At 50.6% G+C, this 18,487-nt stretch carries 13 protein-coding genes; 3 read left to right on the top strand and 10 right to left on the bottom strand.

The features are described 5' to 3' along the window. Positions 1-61: 61 nt before the first annotated feature. From ACOQOZ_RS21260 to ACOQOZ_RS21250, 3 genes are all read right to left on the bottom strand, one after another. Positions 62-5,110, bottom strand: coding sequence for a ricin-type beta-trefoil lectin domain protein (locus ACOQOZ_RS21260; RefSeq protein WP_420590158.1), 5,049 nt, complete (start codon positions 5,108-5,110; stop codon positions 62-64). Positions 5,111-5,403: 293 nt separating this feature from the next. Beyond that, positions 5,404-6,570: a fatty acid desaturase family protein gene (locus tag ACOQOZ_RS21255; protein WP_420590157.1), complete on the bottom strand. Its 1,167-nt coding sequence runs from the start codon at positions 6,568-6,570 to the stop codon at positions 5,404-5,406. A 22-nt stretch (positions 6,571-6,592) separates the two neighbouring features. Beyond that, positions 6,593-7,744: a flavin reductase family protein gene (locus ACOQOZ_RS21250; RefSeq protein ID WP_420590156.1), complete on the bottom strand. Its 1,152-nt coding sequence runs from the start codon at positions 7,742-7,744 to the stop codon at positions 6,593-6,595. A 397-nt stretch (positions 7,745-8,141) separates the two neighbouring features. On the opposite strand from ACOQOZ_RS21250, the gene ACOQOZ_RS21245 reads away from it, so the two are divergent. Together ACOQOZ_RS21245 and ACOQOZ_RS21240 are read left to right on the top strand one after the other, a co-directional pair. Beyond that, on the top strand, positions 8,142-9,044 hold the full coding sequence (locus ACOQOZ_RS21245) for an alpha/beta fold hydrolase (protein ID WP_420590155.1): 903 nt from the start codon (positions 8,142-8,144) through the stop codon (positions 9,042-9,044). Positions 9,045-9,443: 399 nt separating this feature from the next. Continuing rightward, complete coding sequence (locus tag ACOQOZ_RS21240) at positions 9,444-10,376, top strand: fructosamine kinase family protein (RefSeq protein ID WP_420590154.1); 933 nt, start codon at positions 9,444-9,446, stop codon at positions 10,374-10,376. Between the two features lie 5 nt (positions 10,377-10,381). Here ACOQOZ_RS21240 and ACOQOZ_RS21235 read toward each other — a convergent pair whose 3' ends face one another. From ACOQOZ_RS21235 to ACOQOZ_RS21225, 3 genes are all read right to left on the bottom strand, one after another. Then, on the bottom strand, positions 10,382-10,918 hold the full coding sequence (locus tag ACOQOZ_RS21235) for an isochorismatase family protein (RefSeq protein WP_420590153.1): 537 nt from the start codon (positions 10,916-10,918) through the stop codon (positions 10,382-10,384). 118 nt (positions 10,919-11,036) lie between these two features. Beyond that, positions 11,037-11,987 carry a Dyp-type peroxidase gene (locus ACOQOZ_RS21230; RefSeq protein WP_420590152.1) on the bottom strand — a complete coding sequence of 317 codons (951 nt, stop codon included), beginning with the start codon at positions 11,985-11,987 and terminating at the stop codon, positions 11,037-11,039. A 165-nt stretch (positions 11,988-12,152) separates the two neighbouring features. Then, positions 12,153-12,548 carry a helix-turn-helix domain-containing protein gene (locus ACOQOZ_RS21225; protein WP_420590151.1) on the bottom strand — a complete coding sequence of 132 codons (396 nt, stop codon included), beginning with the start codon at positions 12,546-12,548 and terminating at the stop codon, positions 12,153-12,155. A gap of 126 nt (positions 12,549-12,674) precedes the next feature. Between ACOQOZ_RS21225 and tmpT the strand changes: the two genes are divergently transcribed. Next, a complete protein-coding gene (gene tmpT, locus ACOQOZ_RS21220) occupies positions 12,675-13,322 on the top strand; it encodes a thiopurine S-methyltransferase (RefSeq protein ID WP_420590150.1) in 648 nt (215 codons plus the stop codon). A 166-nt stretch (positions 13,323-13,488) separates the two neighbouring features. Here tmpT and dld read toward each other — a convergent pair whose 3' ends face one another. The 4 genes from dld to ACOQOZ_RS21200 form a co-directional block, all read right to left on the bottom strand. Next, a complete protein-coding gene (dld, locus tag ACOQOZ_RS21215) occupies positions 13,489-15,183 on the bottom strand; it encodes a D-lactate dehydrogenase (RefSeq protein WP_420590149.1) in 1,695 nt (564 codons plus the stop codon). Between the two features lie 64 nt (positions 15,184-15,247). Next, a complete protein-coding gene (locus ACOQOZ_RS21210; RefSeq protein WP_420590148.1) occupies positions 15,248-15,922 on the bottom strand; it encodes a LutC/YkgG family protein in 675 nt (224 codons plus the stop codon). Next, a complete protein-coding gene (locus tag ACOQOZ_RS21205; RefSeq protein WP_420590147.1) occupies positions 15,919-17,550 on the bottom strand; it encodes a LutB/LldF family L-lactate oxidation iron-sulfur protein in 1,632 nt (543 codons plus the stop codon). Before ACOQOZ_RS21205 ends, ACOQOZ_RS21210 begins: the two co-directional genes overlap by 4 nt. Continuing rightward, positions 17,547-18,317, bottom strand: a complete 771-nt coding sequence (locus ACOQOZ_RS21200; protein ID WP_420590146.1) for a (Fe-S)-binding protein — start codon at positions 18,315-18,317, stop codon at positions 17,547-17,549. The genes ACOQOZ_RS21205 and ACOQOZ_RS21200 overlap by 4 nt, the downstream gene beginning before the upstream one ends. Positions 18,318-18,487: the final 170 nt, after the last annotated feature.

Here is an 18,487-nt window from a genome sequence, read left to right as displayed (position 1 = left end):
AAAAAAAACGCTTACTGAAAATCCAGTAAGCGGTTTTTTAACTTCTGCTATTCAGTTTTGGTTATTCAGCCGTCCAGCTCTGATTAGCCCCACCGTTAACGCTCCAGATGCCAACGTTGCTGCCCGGCGTTGAGCCAAAGGCATCCACAGCGAAGTTATTATCGCGACGGGTACGAATGGTTTGTCCTTCCAGCACGAAGTACTGGTTCCAGTCGTTATTACATTCCCACACCACCAGCGCACCGTTGTTATTGGTTTCGCCTTTGTAGTCGAGACAGAAGTTCGGATCACGTAATAAGTGATAACGCCCTTCACCATCACGCCACCATTGTTGCAAATCGCTGTTGCGGCAATTTTCCAGTACCACATTGGCTTCGCGACTGACCGCCGTTGCCGTCAGGCATAAGCCGTTGGCATTTTTCAGGTGATTAAAATCGCTGAAGTTTTTCAACCAGAACTGATTATTCTGACCATTATTGGAGTACATGGTCACCTGACGTTTCTGGCTCTGGTGCGCGTCCATCACAAAGTTGGTGTTTTGCTTCAGACGGAAATGGAAGTTGTTAATATCCCATTGCTGGTCGCTGTTGTTATTACACTTCCACACGGATAACCAGCCACCGTCACGAGCCTGGCCTTTGGCGCAATAACTTTCGTCACGCTTGCTGTGCAGACGACCGCTGATATCAGCGTACCACCACTGGTCATTCCAACTGCCGCAGTTATAACGACCAATATTGGCATCCGGACCGGAACCTTCCGCCACCAGGCACTCATCCCAGTCGCGCATTTTCACGCGGAAATAGCGTTTATCTTCACCATCAAGGGATTTTACGTACGCCACCAGCTGAGATTGCTGCTGTGCATTTAACGCCGATGCACCACCGTGGCCAGACGCCACAACCCCTTCCAGCGTTGGCTGTTGACCATTGTGGAAATACGGCGCCGTACGCCACACGCCGTATAAGGTAGGTGTATCAAAACCCACACCGGCCAATGGCTGGCCGATGCCCTGACCGGAGTTTGCCTGAATAGTGCCCACATCATGGCGCACACCATCACGCTTGGTATTAATGCCGTTTACCTCACCGGAGTGACAACCAGCACAACCCGTGCTGTTAAACAGAGTTTCACCGGCCTGGGCAGCGGCGGTTAATTTACCATTGGCGGTTTTAAACGGGCTGCGTTCGTAATCTTCCAATGATGAGACATACGCCACCAGTGCATCAAGGTCGGCGCTTTTTCCTTTTTTCGGCGCACCTAATGGATTTTTAGTCGCTTCAAAATCGGCGTTGGCCATAAAGCCGGTGCCACCAAAGCCAAAACGGATATCGTTTTCGAAATCGTGAATTTCGTCGAAGTTGGCGGTCCAGTGCACATTGCCGTGTTTATCACCCATCCGGCCTTTGAGGCTGATGGTATTACGCAGGCCTTCACCACGATCGGTAAAGTCCCACACCATGCCGTCATCCAGACCTTCCAGGTGGCAGCTGGCACAGGCCATATAACCATCGCGGCTCATTCGTGTATCGCGGGCGTTATAGAAAATCTGCTTACCACGAAGGACGTTGGCTTCGAGTGTTTCATTCGCCACAACGTTCACCGTGCGTATTTTTTCCGGCGCAAAACTGACACTGGCCAGCGTATCTTTAATATCAAAAATACTGACGCTGCGACTGGTGAAGTTGTACACATAAGCGCGCTGATTTAATTCGTCGATATACACGCCCTGTGGCGCTAAACCGGAATTATCCAGTGCACCACGAACGGCACCGGAATAAGCATCAACAATTTCCACATTGTTGGAACCCTGCAACGCCACAAAGGCATAATCACCCGCTGGAGAAAACGCCATGGCGTGGGCAGAATCCCGATCGTTAAAATCAATCTGATCGTCAAAACGTTCCTGTTTGCTGATCAGATCAATCTGATTCACCACGGTACGTACACTGGTTTCATGGGTCAGGGCTTTGCCATCCCGTGCCACACCACGATTAATATTAACCTTGGTGGTTGGCAACCAGGCGCGACGACCGTCCGGGCTGATGACAATCTGATTGAGGTAATTCGGCACACCACGAGCGCGGTCTTCGGCATCCACCGTGGTGGTGTCGTTAGCCAGACGAATACGCTGGTCGATGGTCATGGTTAGCAAATCAACCAACGTGATTTCAGCGCCATCGGTTGTGTTGGTGTCGCCATTCTCTAACGACATAGAAGTACGGAACTGGCTGATGTAAGCCAGGCCGCTGTCGCTATCGACGGCGATAGCGCGCGGCTCAATATTCACTGCGAGGCGATTTAATTCATTGCCGTTCGCCGGATCAAACACCAGTAACTCACCGGCGTTCTGCAAGGTCACCAGTCCTTTTAAACCGTCCGGGGTAAAGGTAATGCCATACGGACCAGAACCATAAGCCAATTCAATTCGTTTAGTGATATTACCGCTGCGGTTCACTGCGATTAACAAGTCGTCGGCCTGCACTGCCACCCAGATCAGACCATCCGGACCAACCGCCAGGGTTTTTGGATCTTTGCCCACCGCAACTTCCCAGGCTTTGTTCATCGTACTGCGATTAATCGCCGTGACCGTGCCGTTATCCGGGTTAACGTTATAAACCTGATTGGCATCGGCAACGATAGGCCCGGACGCTGCTGGAGCGGTTCGGGTAAGCGGATAGCTGACGGTGTGTTCGAAGCTCAGCGTTTGTTCTCCAGCGTCGGTTCGAATGGTGACAATCACGCGGTAATGGCCAGGCTGGCTGTATCTATGAGTGAGTGTGTGGCTGTGGCTGGTTTGGGTTGAAAAGTCGCTGACGGTGCCATCACCAAAGTTCCAGCTGACCTGTGCAGCGCCCCCCTGATAACGGGCATTTTTCAGATCCACCCGGAACTGACCATCCTCACCCACCAACTGTTGCTGGTTTTGCGTGGCAGCGCTGATGCTGGCCACTGGTGCGGCAAATAATTCAGCAATTTCGGCGTTATTTAATACGCGGTTATACACCCGCACATCATCTAGATTCCCCTGCAACGTTTTGCCTTTATGCAGAATACGGCCCAGCGTCTGATACTCGTTGTATGAAGCACCACCAAAAACACCACTGCGGGCCGAACCCATTGCAACACGCTGGCCATCCTGCCAGATGGTTAAAGCGCCATCGGCGGAATTACGAGTCATCACATAATGATGCCACTGGCCGTCGTTAACAGCGGCCGGAGTGGCGATACCACCATCGTTAGCGGCAGATACCCGCATGCGACCCTGATCATCAAGCCAGCCCCAGAACACATCGTTGGTGCCGTTGTTATCATCACGGCCAAACAGTCCCGGCGCGTACCATGCTTCTGTTGCGCCGGTTTGTGTGGTTTTAAGGTAAAACGACACCGTCGCCGAACCACCCAACACGCCGGAAACGTCAGTCGCCAGCGCCAGCTGATCGCCATTGCTGTCAAATACCAGGCCACCTTCGGCAAAGGTACCGCCCTGGTTTTGTCCCTGGTTGCCTGACTTTAATTCGCGACCGTCTACATCCAGTGGCCAGTGATACGTTAACGACGCCGACGCCGCTGAGCCGGTGGTAAAACGACTGCTGTAAGCGACATCGGTGGCGTTACCAACGCTGTCTTTTACCCCGTCGACCAGCACACGGATTTCATATTGGGTATTGGCTTTTAAGGGCTGCGCCGGAGAGAAATTCACGATGCCCAATTGCGCGCTATACATACCGGCAATCTGGCTACCGCTGCTGAGGTCGATGATCTTCAAGGTATTTTCGTTCACCGATTCGTAATCCACGGTGTCGGAAAAGGCGATACCAATACGGCTGGTGAGTGCCTGATTGTTTGCATCCGGTCGTGGGCTGACCTGTTTCACCCACGGTGCTTTGGTATCCGGATTTACATCATGCACCATAAAGGCCGAGCCGGTACCGTGGTCGTTACCAATAAACACCAGGTTGCCCAACGGTGCGACCTGACCGTGATCCGGGTTGGAAACACCCAGTGAACCCCCACCCAGATTCTGATAACTGAACGGGTTGCTCACATCGACTTTATAAACCGCGTTCTGCAACCCCTGGAATACATAATTATCTTGCACGCCGCAGTAGAGTTGCTCATCTAACACGACCTGATTATTTTCAAACACAAAGCGCGCCGGATCAGATAAATCGTAACTCACCATACGGGCGCCACCACCACGGGTCGAGGCGTGGACTTTGGTGCCGTCAAAACAAGTGGCGTAATAGGTTTGCGCCAGATCCGGAGTACGATCGAGCAATACCGGGTTTAACGGATCGGAAATATCCAGACTCGACCAGCCGTCCTGCTGATCCATCGAGGTCACCAGTAACTGGTTACCCATGGTAAAAATCGGGCCGACTCGGGTGCCACCCAGTTCCGCTGGAGGCACCGGGTTCGGACGGCCGTTACCACGATTGGCAATCACCGGATTGGCCGGGTCTGAAGTATCAACAATAAATACCCCCTGGTTAGAACCGGCAACGTATAAATACGGCGCCTGCCACCATAATTGCCAGGCTACCGAGGTGTAGTCACCGGCATTCACACCCGGCAGATTCAGTTTGGAAGTTTGTTGCGGATTATTCAGATCGGTGAAATCCCAGATCTCAATGCCCTGGGTAGTATGAATACTGATGTAGCGGCGGTTATTCATTTTCGCTATACCAACGGCATGAACTTCGCGGAATTCCGAAGTGCGGCCGTCCGGCTCATAAATACGTTTTACGTTTTTAATATTGCGTGGGTCGGAGACATCAAACAGTAAAAAGCCACCCGGGCCTAAACCACTGTCGGGCGCAAACGGCGCTAAAAAATAACCGTCGATCATAATGCCAACGTTAATACCAAAGGCTTTACGAAATGCCCGTGTTGGTGGTACGCCATTATCGCGGTTAATCCAGGACACCGGTTTAAATAATTCGTTGCTGTTGTAACTGATGTTCCCCAGGCCCGGGCCGGGTTGAGTTAACGCGCCATTATCCGGCGGAGGTGGCGGTGGCGTATCACTCATTGAATAACTGGTGGCGGAGACCGACAAAGCCAACAACCCGGCCAGCGGATGGGCCAGGGATTTTAAAGATTGCATGGTGAGCTCTCGATTGCTTTTTGTATTTTTATTATTGGCTGCCGGACAGCGTTAACTGAAAGGCCGCCATTTCGACAGTAAGCTAGCAGACTGACGATGACAGCAATATGTCGCTTTGGGTCAGCGCGCCACAATCACTGCGCAAAACTCACCAAAGCACTGTGCAATTTTTAAAATCCTTTTAAATTCATAGATTTAAAACAGAAGTGGAGCAACCGAAGCGATAAAAAAACGGGCGTCCCGCAGGCCGCCCGTAATGATAATTGAATTAATTGATACAAGCAGGTCGGTTATTAACCCGCCGCCAGCGAATCGCGGGTATGGCCTTTTTTATCGGGCCAGGAATATTTCCATACCCGTTTCACCACAGTCAGATACTGATGGCCAAAGCTGCCGGTGTTGTAAGGAATGCCATATTTCTCACACACTTTTTCTACGCGTTTAGCCATCCAGACATAATGTGGTGCCGGTACGTCGGGGAATAAGTGGTGTTCAATCTGACAGCTTAAATGGCCGGTAAGAATATGAAACCAGCGCTTACCTTCGAGGTTGGATGAACCAAGAATCTGGCGGTAGTACCACTGCCCGCGGGTTTCGTTCTGACATTCTTTTTCGTCGAAGGTGTGTACTTCTTCGGTAAAGTGACCACAGAAAATAATGGTGGAGGTCCATAAATTACGAATCAGATTGGCAATCAGGTTGGCCAGTAATACCCAGCCAAAGATGGCCCAACCAGCACCTGCAAGCAAGCCAACCGGCAGCGCCAGTAACGGGTAAAAGATATAGTCTTTAAATACCTGTTTATTAATTTTGGCAAAAAAGTCTTTTTTCAGTTGCTGACGGCTGATCGGCAATGAGCTGTCTTTACGGCGTTTGCCCATAAAAATACGTTCAGCCGCAACTTCGTGGTACGCCACTCCCCACTGGAACAACAGGCTCAGCAATACATAGGTAATAAACTGAAAACGGTTTTTCGGGCGCCACGGCAGGTCATCACTCAGGCGCAGCAGGCCATAACCAAAGTCGCGGTCTTTGCCGATGATATTGGTGTAGGTGTGATGTTCATGGTTGTGATAACGCTTCCAGGAATCGCTGTCGGCGGCAATGTCCCAGTTAAAGTTGCGCGAATTAATATGAGGATCGTTCATCCAGTCGTATTGGCCATGCATCACGTTGTGGCCAATTTCCATATTATCGAGAATTTTTGCCAGCGATAATAACGCGATGCCTGCCAGCAAAAATAACCACCAGACGGATAACAACGGCGGAATAAATCCAGCCACCAACACCACACGACCAGCGATTTCGCAGCCGCGCTGAATGCGGATGATGTTACGGATGTAATTTGCATCCTGCTGGCCACGGCGTGCCAGCGCTTCGTCACGAATGGCGTCCAGATCCTGCTGAAAAGCGTTTAATGTTTCCTGATCGGGACGTGCAGAAGAAAGAGAAGTTGTCATAGTAATATCCTTAAGAACGTCCTTATAAATCCAGTGCCACGTCTGACACAGCGACCGACACACACAGTTGAATTTCGCCCGGGCCGGTATCCGAAGTTTGTCCGGTTTTGGTGTTGTACACCACACCACTTTGCTTCTTGCAGATACATTGATGACAAACACCAATGCGACAACCACTTACCGGTTTTAATCCGGCTTGTTCAGCCAGATCCAGCAAGGTTTGTGGTTGTTCCGAGTCGCTGATAAATTGCTTGCCGCTGCTCTGGCAGGAAATATATTGGCTGCCTTCGGCACCTTCGACCTGATCAATCGGTGCGGCGCCAAAATACTCAAACATCACCCGATCTTCACTGGCACCAGCGGCAGCAACCACTTCACGCGCGGCTTGAATCATGGGGGTCGGGCCACAGATCATCACCCGGGTATCGTCATCGCTGAGGTCAAAATCGCAACGCGATAAATGACTACTGTCGATAAAGCCCAACTGTGAGCTGTCCATCAGGCTGACGCGGAAATCCACCAGCTCTTTTTGCAAACGCAGAAATTCCTGCGGGAATAAAAACTGTTCGTTATCGCGGGCGTAATACAGCAGGTGGACGGTACGATCAGACTGACGGCTGCGCAGTTGCTGCAACATCGAGCGAAACGGCGTAATACCGCTGCCACCGGCGATCATCAATAAAGGCTTATCGTCATCACTGGCGGATAAATGAAAGTCGCCTTTGGCCGCAGAAATATTCGCCAGACCGCCTTCGGCAAAATGCTCACGTAACCAGGGAGTGACAGCACCCTGCTCCTGCACCCGGATGGTCAGTTCAATCAGACCGGTTTTGCGGAAATATTCCGGCGATGAAGAAATACTGAAGGTACGGTGCTGACGAGCGCCATCTCTCTCGGTAATTAACTCCAGATGTTGTCCGGCAACAAACGGCTGTTTCCCCCAGCTTTTTTGCGGACGAATCACCAGCGAAAATACATCATCGGATTCGTGACGCAGCATCAGAATACGGGCGCGGCTGTAAACGCTACTCCAGTTCGGCGTAATCATCTGCATCAGGGGTTCGGCGTAATCGCTGAACTGTTGCTGCTGGGTCAGGCTGTCAGCCAGCCAGCGCCAGGCGCGACTGCGACGAAATGAACTGCGGCCACTCACGGCAACATCGGATAAGCTCATGGTATTCCTGGGTCATCAAACGGTTGAGAATGTTTTTTGCGTTTTGTACCCAGTGATCCGACTTAAGTCCAATCGGTATTATTGAATCAAAGGTAAGGAGTTTGCTTTAATTCACACTCAGGCATGAACATTTAGTTAGTAAACACATACCCCAAAACCATTTATCTAGATAGCCAAGTCACAAAAAACACCGGATCTGTCCTGATTCGCCCGCCATAGAAAACGGCCACATTATTTCCATTATGGAAATTATATCTTGCCATTTTATGTATTATTTTGAGCCTTTTTGTAACCAATTGAGCCATACAAAATGTCATACAAATGTACCATTCGGGCCATTGATAAATACCCCAATATCCCTACACTTAACGCCCGTTTTTCAGGCCGGTAGCTTTTTGTGCGCTTTCAATCCGTTTTTCTCGATGTCGACAATGATCATAAATTGCACCTGATGCATATCAGTCAGCCGGGCCACCAGGGCATTCCGGTACTGATGATCCATGGCATGGTTGAGGACGGCCGGATTTTTTACCACCGCAGTGGCAAAGGCCTGGGCTGCTACCTGGCGCAGCAAGGTTACGACGTGTATGTCGCGGATCTGCGTGGCATTGGTGCAAGCACACCAAAGATTCACAAAGGCAGCGAACATGGCCAGACCGAAACCATTCGTGATGATCTGCCGGCGCTGATCAAATTTGTGCTGCAACATAGTGATCAGCCACGTTTGCATCTGGTGGCCCACTCCTGGGGTGGCGTCTACCTGAATTCAGCACTGCTGCGTTCGCCGGGGTTAGTGCCGTCGGTTATTTCGTCGGTGTATTTTGGTTCCAAACGCAGCGTGCGGGCCAATACCCTGGATCGTTATTTCCGCATCGAAATTGTCTGGAATCGTTTGTCGCCATTTCTGACCCGCCGCAATGGCTACTTACCGGCGGTCCGATACAAACTGGGCTCGGATAACGAAACCCGTAAAACCCATCAGCAATGTGTCGACTGGGTGGTGAGTGACGACTGGATCGACACCGATGATGGTTTTGATTATGGCGCCGCAGCGGAATACACCCGCTTGCCGAATACCCTGTATTACGCTGGCCAGCGCGACTACAGCCTGGGACATCGTTACGACGTCAGACGCTTCCGGGCGGAATCGGGGCCACATCACAGTGAATATCGATTATTGTCGCAGGATACCGGCCATGCGCTGGATTACGATCACATCAATATGCTGACCGCCCCCGAGTGTGTGGATGATCACTTTCCACAATTGGCTCACTGGATGCAGTTGCAGCAAAATCTGTAATTCGGCTTTCCGGAAGAAGTTTGATACTGGCGAAGTTTTATTCCAACGAAGCTTTATACCGGCGAAGTTTTTGGCGGCAAATTTTTATAAAAAACTCCTGATTAGATTCAGCCATCGCGCCTGAACGCGTAACCGTCTGTTAGCAAAGCGCAGTTACCTGTTAACGAAGCGCTGCCGCGTGTTACCACGCAATTTTTTCTGGTAAACACTGGCGGACTAAACTGGCCTGCCTGCATTAACTGTTAAACAGCCCTCACTTTTGCCATCCCGGCTGCTCTACTATGGAGCGATGTACGTTTAAAACTTTTGTACGTTTAAAACTGAGTACTTGAAAACCTTCGTGCTTTTAAAAGCCCGCGCTTTTAAACGTCCGGATTTTCCGTTTCCTGTGAGGTAACTATGAACGCAGCCGCCGCTCTGGATCAGCAACATTCTCCTGCCGCTCTGGCCACCATTCTTAACCACGCCATTGCCGAAGGAAAATTATTGCCCAATGCCTGCGATATTCAGGGATTCAGTCATCATCACAATAAAGACCAGATGCAATACAGCGTACAAACCGCTGCCGGGGCATTCTTTATTAAATGCCAGCAAAGTGAATACGCCGATCATTTTCAGGCTGAGGAAACCAGCCTGGAAACTCTGATGGCGACCCAGACCATTGCCACCTGCGCACCGCTGGCCGTGGGTGAATGTGACGACTTCAGCTACATCATCCTGCAACACCTGCCACTGGCGGTACACGGCGATTGGTTCAGTGCTGGTCAGCAGCTGGCACAGATGCATCAACATCATTCCGATCAGGGCTATGGCTTCCCCCGCACAACTTATTGTGGTGAAACGGCCCAGGATAATCGCTGGAACCATAACTGGAGCGACTTTTTTATTCAGCAACGATTACAGCCATTAATCGATCAGCTGGCGGCAAAAGGCACACGCTTTAACATCAGCCGTTTATGCCTGATTCGGTGTGGTGCAATTCTCGCAGAACATCAACCTGAAGCGTCGTTATTACACGGTGATTTATGGTCGGGCAATATTGGTTTTAATCCCGATCGCAATTTGTCGTATCCGATGATTTTTGATCCGGCCAGTTATTACGGTGATGCCGAAAGTGATCTGGCGATGACGGAGTTATTCGGTCGTTTTCCGAAGAAGTTTTATGATGGTTATCAAAGTGTGAGCGCGCTGAGCGAAGGTTATCAGCAACGATCACGGGTGTATCAGCTGTATCACCTGCTGAACCATGCGCTGTTATTCGGGCACAATTATATTCAGCAAAGTGAAGCGCTGATGATGGAGATTCTGCAACACGATGGCACAGACGATTAAACGTTTTATTTAATCAATTTAATTAACTGTTTAAAGCGTTCGCCCTCGGCCACTTGCTGTAATTCAAACAACGCCATTTCAATCGAGGTTAACCGGGCACCCAGTTGTTCCAGTTTGTTAATGGCGAGGTTTTTATTCGCTTCGGTACGGGAGCTGACTGCATCGGTGACCAAGTGTACCTGATAATTCTGCTCCAACAGCTGAGCCGCCGTCTGGTAAACACAGATGTGGGTTTCAATCCCCGCAATTAGCCAGTTCTGGCGTCCGTGTTGTTCGATACAGGTGGCGATTTCAGCGTTATTCAAACCGGAAAAGGTCTGTTTAATCAGCGGTTTTCCGGTTAATAAATCGCGGATTTCTTCCCGGGTTTCACCCAGTTTTTCCGGTAGTTGCTCAAGCCAGACAATCGGTAGCTGCAATAAATTGGCACCGGCAATCAAAGTACGTAAACGCTGAAATAATTGTGGTGCATCCACCATCTGGTCGGCCAGCTTGCCCTGGACATCCACCAGAATTAGACCTGTATTATTTATTTCCAACATATCACTTCCTCCGCTTCCGGCGCTTCTGATGTGTATCGCAAAGCTGTTGCTGCTTACGTTGCTGCTTACGTTGTTGCTGTCAGTTATACGCCGTCAGCAGACCTGACAACAGTAGCCGTTAGTCGTCCGCCTCAGCGACACCAGCGCCCTGCTCTTTCAGCAATTGCATCAGATCCGCCTGGGCTGGCATAAACCAGTAGCTACCGGTGAGTGGCTGGGAATACCCCATTAACTGATCGGCAATGCCATCATCGCTCGCCCCAACCATACGTTCCAGCTGAATACTGATCCGTTTCAGCTCACAGGCGAACGAAATAAAATACAGGCCACGATCTTCAGCGCTGCTGTAGTACGGTGTGCTGCGGCGATAAATTTTCATACCAACACCGTCCACTTTGACATCGGTACGACTGACGTGAGAATCCACCGGCATGGCATCACCTTCGAGCTCAATATTGTCGCGTTTGGTACGGCCAATCACCGCTTCCTGTTGCTCGGTGGTTAACTGCTGGAAACTCTGCAGATTGTGACGCCATTGCTGACTGAAAACATAAGACCCACCCGCTCCTGGCTGACCCGCCGGGATTTGTGCCGCATCGATGCGCTTTTCTTCTTTTGGATTGGCCGTGCCATCAACAAAGCCGGTTAAGTCGCGGGATTCGTGATTTTTAAAGCCACTGATGTCGAGCTGAACATCAGCTACAGCAGCCATACTCTGGCCAATATGAATCGCAGCGGCCATCACTTCGCCACGGTCTTCGCCATGAATCCAAAACAACAGATCGGCCTGGGTGGCAGGCATCTGATGCTTCGCCGCTAACGTCGTAAACGGCTGCAGATCCGCCGGACGCCAGTCGGGTTGTAACCGATCCCAGCCCTGGCTACCAAACGCCAGGGCGATATGGGTATCGAGATCCTGCAGCAGCGCCAGCGCCAGAGCGTGTTTGATATCTTCAGCCGCAATGCCGTCACGGAGTGTCATTTCCAGGTAATGGGCATGATTGCCCGGTTCGCGGTACAGGCCAGCCTGTGGTGCAGGTAATGGCTGACTGGATGCAGTGTTGGTCATCGGTGTTCTCTCAATCAGAATCTTTAAATAATAAGGTGTCAGGAAGCCGTAAAACGGCTTCGCCAATGTGTAATTATGCGATCAAGCGGTCTGGCAACAGTGTTGGCGAAATCGGCACAAAAGGAAATGGCCAAATCAGGCTAATCCGTTCCGGCTTGAGGCGGGTCAAGCTGATGGCAGCGGACGCTTACCCACCAACTGCAGGATGCGCAGAAATTTCGGGCATTCAAAATGACTCGGTGCCGGGCAATCGGCGGCATGGCGTAAACCATCACGCATACGTACCAGCTGACGAATCTGCTCATCCAGCTCATCGGCCTTATCACGCAGCAACTGGCGGTCGATGGCTCCTTCATTGTCATCAAACATCTGCTTCAGTTCATCAAGACTGAAACCGGCCTGACGACCCAGCTGAATCAGCGCCAGTCGTTGCACCACCAGATCACTGAACTGACGGCGTAATCCTTTACGACTGACCGATGCAATCAGTCCTTTGGCTTCGTAATAACGGATGGCCGACGCCGGTAAGCCGCTGAGCTGTGCCACTTCACCAATATCCATCGCGTTGACTCCTTATGTGCCCGCTACCACAGCATCACTCGCCATAGTAGTCGCTTGACTTAAAGTTAACTTTAAGTTGTATGGTAAGCCTGCTTTCTACAAAAAACGAGCCCTGAGGAGCAGATTATGCAGGCCGAATTCTGGCACGAGCGCTGGCAAACCAACGATATTGGTTTTCACGAGAATCAACCCAACGAGCAGCTGCTGGCTCATTTCCAACGCTTACAGCTGCAACCAGGCCAACGTATTTTTATCCCGTTGTGTGGCAAAACCTGTGATATTGACTGGCTGCTGAGCCAGGGATTACAGGTTGCCGGAGCGGAGTTACATGAAGCGGCAGTAGAAGAAATGTTCGCCCGCCTGAAGCTCACACCCGAGGTAAGTCAACAGGGCAAACTTCGTCATTACCGGGCGCAGCATATCGATATTTATGTCGGTGATATTTTTGATCTGACCCCGGCACTGCTTGGCCCGGTAGACGCTATTTACGATCGGGCGGCACTGGTGGCATTACCAGAGTCGATGCGTGGAGACTATGTGTATCAGTTGCTCACCCTGAGCAAGGCAGCACCCCAGTTGTTGTTATGTTACGAATACGACGAACAGCAATTACAAGGTCCGCCGTTTTCGATTAATCGTCAGGAAGTGCTACGCCACTACCAGGCGATTTATCAGTGCGACAATCTGCAACGCCAGTTTATTCCCGGCGGCTTAAAAGCACAGGTTGACGCCACTGCCAGCGCCTGGTTATTGAGCCCTCAGCTCGCCAAATAGCCCTCAGCTTCTCAATTAGCCTGTAGCTACCCGAATAGCTGGCAGGCCCATAAATAGCAGTCGAAAGTAAAATAAACAGGCATAAAAAAAGCAGCGGGTTAACGCCGCTGCTTTTCTGTTTTTTACTGACTGTCGCTGTGGTTTTTCGCCAGTCAGTTTTACTGGATCAGCAGCAACAACGTTTGTGCTTTTCGGTTTTACCAATACCCGGGTTAAAGCTGTTGGTTGGATCAAGCTGCTGGTAGAAGTCTTTTAATCCCTGCTCAGCTTCGTATAAATGACCCACATTATGCTCTGCCGGGTATTTGGCTTCGCGCTCTTTCAGCAACTTCAGCATCTTAGCCTTCAGTGCTTTTGGATCGACGCCTTTTTTCACGATGTAATCCTGATGGAAGACGTAACACATAAAGTGGCCATAATAGAGCGAGTGCTCGATATGCTGGCTGATTTCTTCCGGCAAAAATTCTTCCCAGCTGAGGTTATTACGCGGTAAGGCGATATCCAGTGCCAGGATATCTTCTACTTTATTTTGATGTACCGCCTGGTAACGAATGGCAGCACCGGCGGCAGCAAAGCGATGCAGGTAGGCTTTTTTACCTTCATCGGCACTGCATTCAAAATAATCACCCCGATCGTCACGACCAAAATAATCCGTCAGGTATTGTTTGGCTTCATCAATACCGTCATTACTCATCTTCAGAATCAGGTAATGATCGTATTTGTTACGGAAATCCTGCATGCGTTTTGGCAACATATTTGGCCAGAACTTGCTGGCAAACTGCATCACCCGGTCGGGGATGTCTTTTGGTAACCAGCTGATTTTGTTCAGCGTCGCGGCAACCCGTCCTTTCAGGGCAAACATTTTTGGCAGCATATCGGTGCCAAAATAGTTGATGACCATAAAGGTGTCTTTGCCGTATTTTTCCGCGATATCGTAAATATCACGGTGCATGTATTCGGCCACTTCCGGCAAGTTGTTAAATTCCGACAGAATATGACGACGCAACTCGGTCAGCTGATCCGCATCATTAGTGCCGATATAAAAGGTCTGCTCGCGCTCGGCAACAGCAAAGGTATCCAGACGAACAGCAAATACCGCCAGCTTGCCAGCGCAACCACTGGATTCGTATAAGCGCGAAGTATCGGCGTTATAACGAGCCGGGGTATTGGCATTAATATCACGGATAATTTCCGGATAGTCGCTGGCCGAGGCTTTTTCATCACCTTTCAGCACATCGCTGTCGGCAAAGGTCTGGTTTTCCAGATTGTCGAGAATGTCTTCCGGCGTGTTACCCAGGTTTATGCCAAGGTGGTTAACCAGAATTAATTCACCGCTCTCAGTAATCTGAGCGTACAGCGACAGCTCGGTATACGCCGGGCCACGTTTAATTAACGCACCACCGGAGTTATTGGCAACACCACCAACAATCGAAGCACCAATACAGGATGAACCAATCACCGAGTGTGGTGCACGTTTCAGAGGTGCCAGCATTTTTTCCAGAGTAAAGAGTGACGAACCCGGGAAGCTGATGACCTGCTTGCCTTCGTCCAGCAAAATCAGTTTATCCAGCTCACGGGTATTAATAATCACCACGTCGCGATCGTAGTCGTTACCGCTTGGGGTCGAACCTTCGGTCAGGCCGGTGTTAGCCGCCTGCATAATAATGATTTTATCCGACGCTACACAGGCCTGTAATAACTGCCATTGTTGCTTCAGTGTTTCAGGAAATAATACCGCTAAGGCATCACCTTCACCGGAGCGGAAACCGGTACGGTAATGTTCCGTTTCGGTATCACCGGTTAATACATTCCCTGCACCAACGACCTCACGGCAACGTTGTAAAAACTCTTGGTTGTTCATATCGATACTCTACATTTATCGAACCGATCAAAATTGACCGAACTTTAGCGAAATTGATCGTTGCTTATTTGCTGTCGTTAATCAGGATAACCACCAGCTCTTTTGGCCCGTGAGCACCAAATGCCAGGGTCTGCTGAATATCGGCGGTTTTACTCGGCCCGGAAACCAGTAACATATTGGTTGGCTTTTGCTCAGCGGCAAATGCCTGTTGCCACATCGGGCTCTGCACCAACTGATTAAAATCCGCCAGCAGCTGTGATTGTTTCACCAGCATAATATTCAGTGGTGGTACCAGTGACAGGCTGCGGGGTTCCTGTGGGCCGGTGTGTACCACCAGCGATCCGGTTTCTGCCAGACCGGCACAGGCGAAAGAAATTCCGGCATCCACTTCAGCAAACAGAGTTTCTTTATTCTGTTTGCGGGCATACAGCTGCACTGATAACTCGCTGTTATCGTTTTCCAGGTCCTGAGCCAGGGCTTTGCCTTCGTCGCTGTTACCAATCAGACAGTGCTTTATCTGCTTGCCGCGTAATACATCGGCAACCTGTTGCTGCCAATCGGCTTCGCTGGCTTCAATCACTTCGGCGTGGTTATCCAGCAGGTTCTGAATAAATTCAGCCTGCCATTGAGATTCCGCCAGGTTGCTGGTGCTTGCCTGAAACGCCAGTTCTGACGCTTGCGGCTGGCGTGATGTCTGGCCACTGCGCAGACGCTGTAAAATACGTTCACGACTGGTCATGATTTGTGCTCCTGAGTATCACGCGGGCTATCGTCAGAGGATGAGTCAACAGTGGTCTGCGGCGGTAAACGATCCGCCAGACCACGTTGCTTGGCCATTTCATGCAGACTTTTGGCTGCTGCCTGAGGCATCGAGCGACTGTCGGTCCAAGGGCCCAGTTTATTTGGCATTAATTTGCGACCGCGGGTGATAACCGTCGTCATCATGCGGTACAAAAACGGAACTTTATGGGCCAGCGACCAGCCCTGCCAGATCAGGCTTTCACCCAGAGTGCGTTTGCTACCACGACCTTTTACCGCATTAAAAACGGTACGAATGGATTCCGCAGTTACGTGATTAACATCGGTATTAACCGCTTCAGAACGCAACTCACGAATTAATTTAGGTAACGGAATACGTACCGGACAGGCTTCCCCACAGGCGCCGTTTAAACTACAGGCTGACAACATATCACCGTGTTTTTCGATACCACCAATCTGTGGTGTCACCACCTGACCAATCGGCCCCGGATAAGTCGAACCATAGGCATGGCCACCAATACGGGCATATACCGGACAGTGATTCATACAGGCACCACAACGGATACATTGCAGTGTTGGCTTTAACGTTTCGTGATTAAAAATACGCGAACGGCCGTTATCCACCAGCACCAGATGCACCTGCTCCGGACCGTCTTTTTCTTCCGGCTTTTTCGGCCCGGAAATCATATTAAAATAGGTGGTAATTTTCTGGCCGGTTGCCGAACGGGTTAACAGCTTGGCAACGTCCGGTACCTGAGAAAAATCTTCGACGACTTTTTCGATACCGGTTACTGCAATGTGCAGTTTAGGCGCGGTTGTGGTCATCCGGCCGTTACCTTCGTTTTCCACCAGGCACAAAGTACCGCTGTTGGCGACGGCCATATTAACCCCGGAAATACCGGCGTCTGCGGTCATAAATTTATCGCGCAAAATAGCACGGGCATTGCCGATTAATTCATCTACATCTTCGGTGTAAGGCACATCACTGCCGTCGCTGGTTTCGGCACGGGCATGCATTAAACGCGCAATCTGCTGCTTATTTTTGTGAATCGCCGGCATGATAATGTGTGACGGTGTTTCTTTTGCCAGCTGCACCAGATATTCACCCATGTCCGACTCAAGACATTCGATGCCTTTATCTTCGAGGAAATGATTCAGTTCGATTTCCTCGGTCACCATGGATTTACCTTTCACCACGGTTTTGGCGTTATTGTCCGCCAGAATCTGGTAAATCATGCTGCAGGCTTCATCGGCGTCTTCCGCCCAATGCACCTGAATACCGTTGGCCGTCAGGTTCTTTTCCAGCGTTTCGAGTAAATCCGGTAAATTATTCAGCGTGTTCTGACGTACGGCTTCGCCACGATCGCGTAACGCTTCGAGCTCTGCCGCATCCGGAAACATGGCTTTACGCTTGCCCACGAGAAAATTGCTGGCGCCGAGAAAACTCGCACGTAATGCTTCGTTTTCCAGCGACATTTTTGCCCGCGCTTTAAAATGGCGCTGCTGCATATCGGCAAATTCGTGCTCTTCACGATTCACCAGATTGGCGAGCTCTTCGCGGCTGACTTCATTAACCGCAGACAGGTCTGCAACAGGAATCTGGTTCATTGGCTGCGCTCCCATAACAGAGTGGCCAGATGTTTGGCTGGCATGGAGCGGCCCTGTTTATCCAGAGTACCGCTGATATTCATTAAACAACCGCAATCGGCGCTGGTAATGACGTCAGCACCGGTCGCCGCCATATTGTCGGCTTTATCTTTGGCCATGGCGGCGGAAATATCCGGCTGCTTCACCGCAAAGGTGCCACCAAAACCACAGCACTCAGTGACCCGCTCCGGCTCAACCACCTGAACGCCGGATAACGATGACAATAAGGCCTTGTGTTCATCCGCCACCTTCATTGAGCGACGCGCGCTGCATGAAGTATGTAGTGCAACTTTGGCCGGTTGCGAACACGTATCGGTCAGGCTGACCTGCAGCACATTCACCATAAATTCAGAGAATTCATACGTGCGTTGAGCCAGGGCGTTGGCTTCTTTTTCTTCCGCCTCACCGGCAAACAGCAGCGGGTAGTCTTTATGCACCATCGCCGCACAGGAACCCATCATCACCACCACCGGAATATCACCGGCAAAGGCCTTCAGCTGCTGGCGCGCCACCTTACGTGCCTCCTCGTCATAACCCGAGTTGTACGCTGGCTGGCCGCAACAGGTCTGGCTCTGTGGAAAGATCACTTCAACCCCTTCGCGCTCCAGCAGCGAAATGGCGTCCATACCCGCTTGCGGATAAAAGCTGTCGACCAGGCAGGTGCCCAACAGATAGACCTGTTTTGGCTTGGGCGGATACGCCCGGGTTAAAGAATCACTGTGCTGCATAAATCACCGCTTGCTTTTGTTATGTCTTAATTACCATAATTGGTCATACCAATTACCCAATTAACTTTATGGGTTTAAATTATCGTGATCCTGAAGCGTCCGTCAAATAACCAGACAGGTTAATACCCGGATTTTATTTAGACCTTTGTCTTAAGTTTTGCCTGAAATTA

Source organism: Bacterioplanoides sp. (genome assembly GCF_965219715.1).
In the GTDB taxonomy this organism is placed as follows: Bacteria; Pseudomonadota; Gammaproteobacteria; order Pseudomonadales; family Oceanobacteraceae; genus Bacterioplanoides.
Note: the sequence above shows the minus strand (reverse complement) of the source record. Positions and strands in the feature narration are given on the sequence as shown.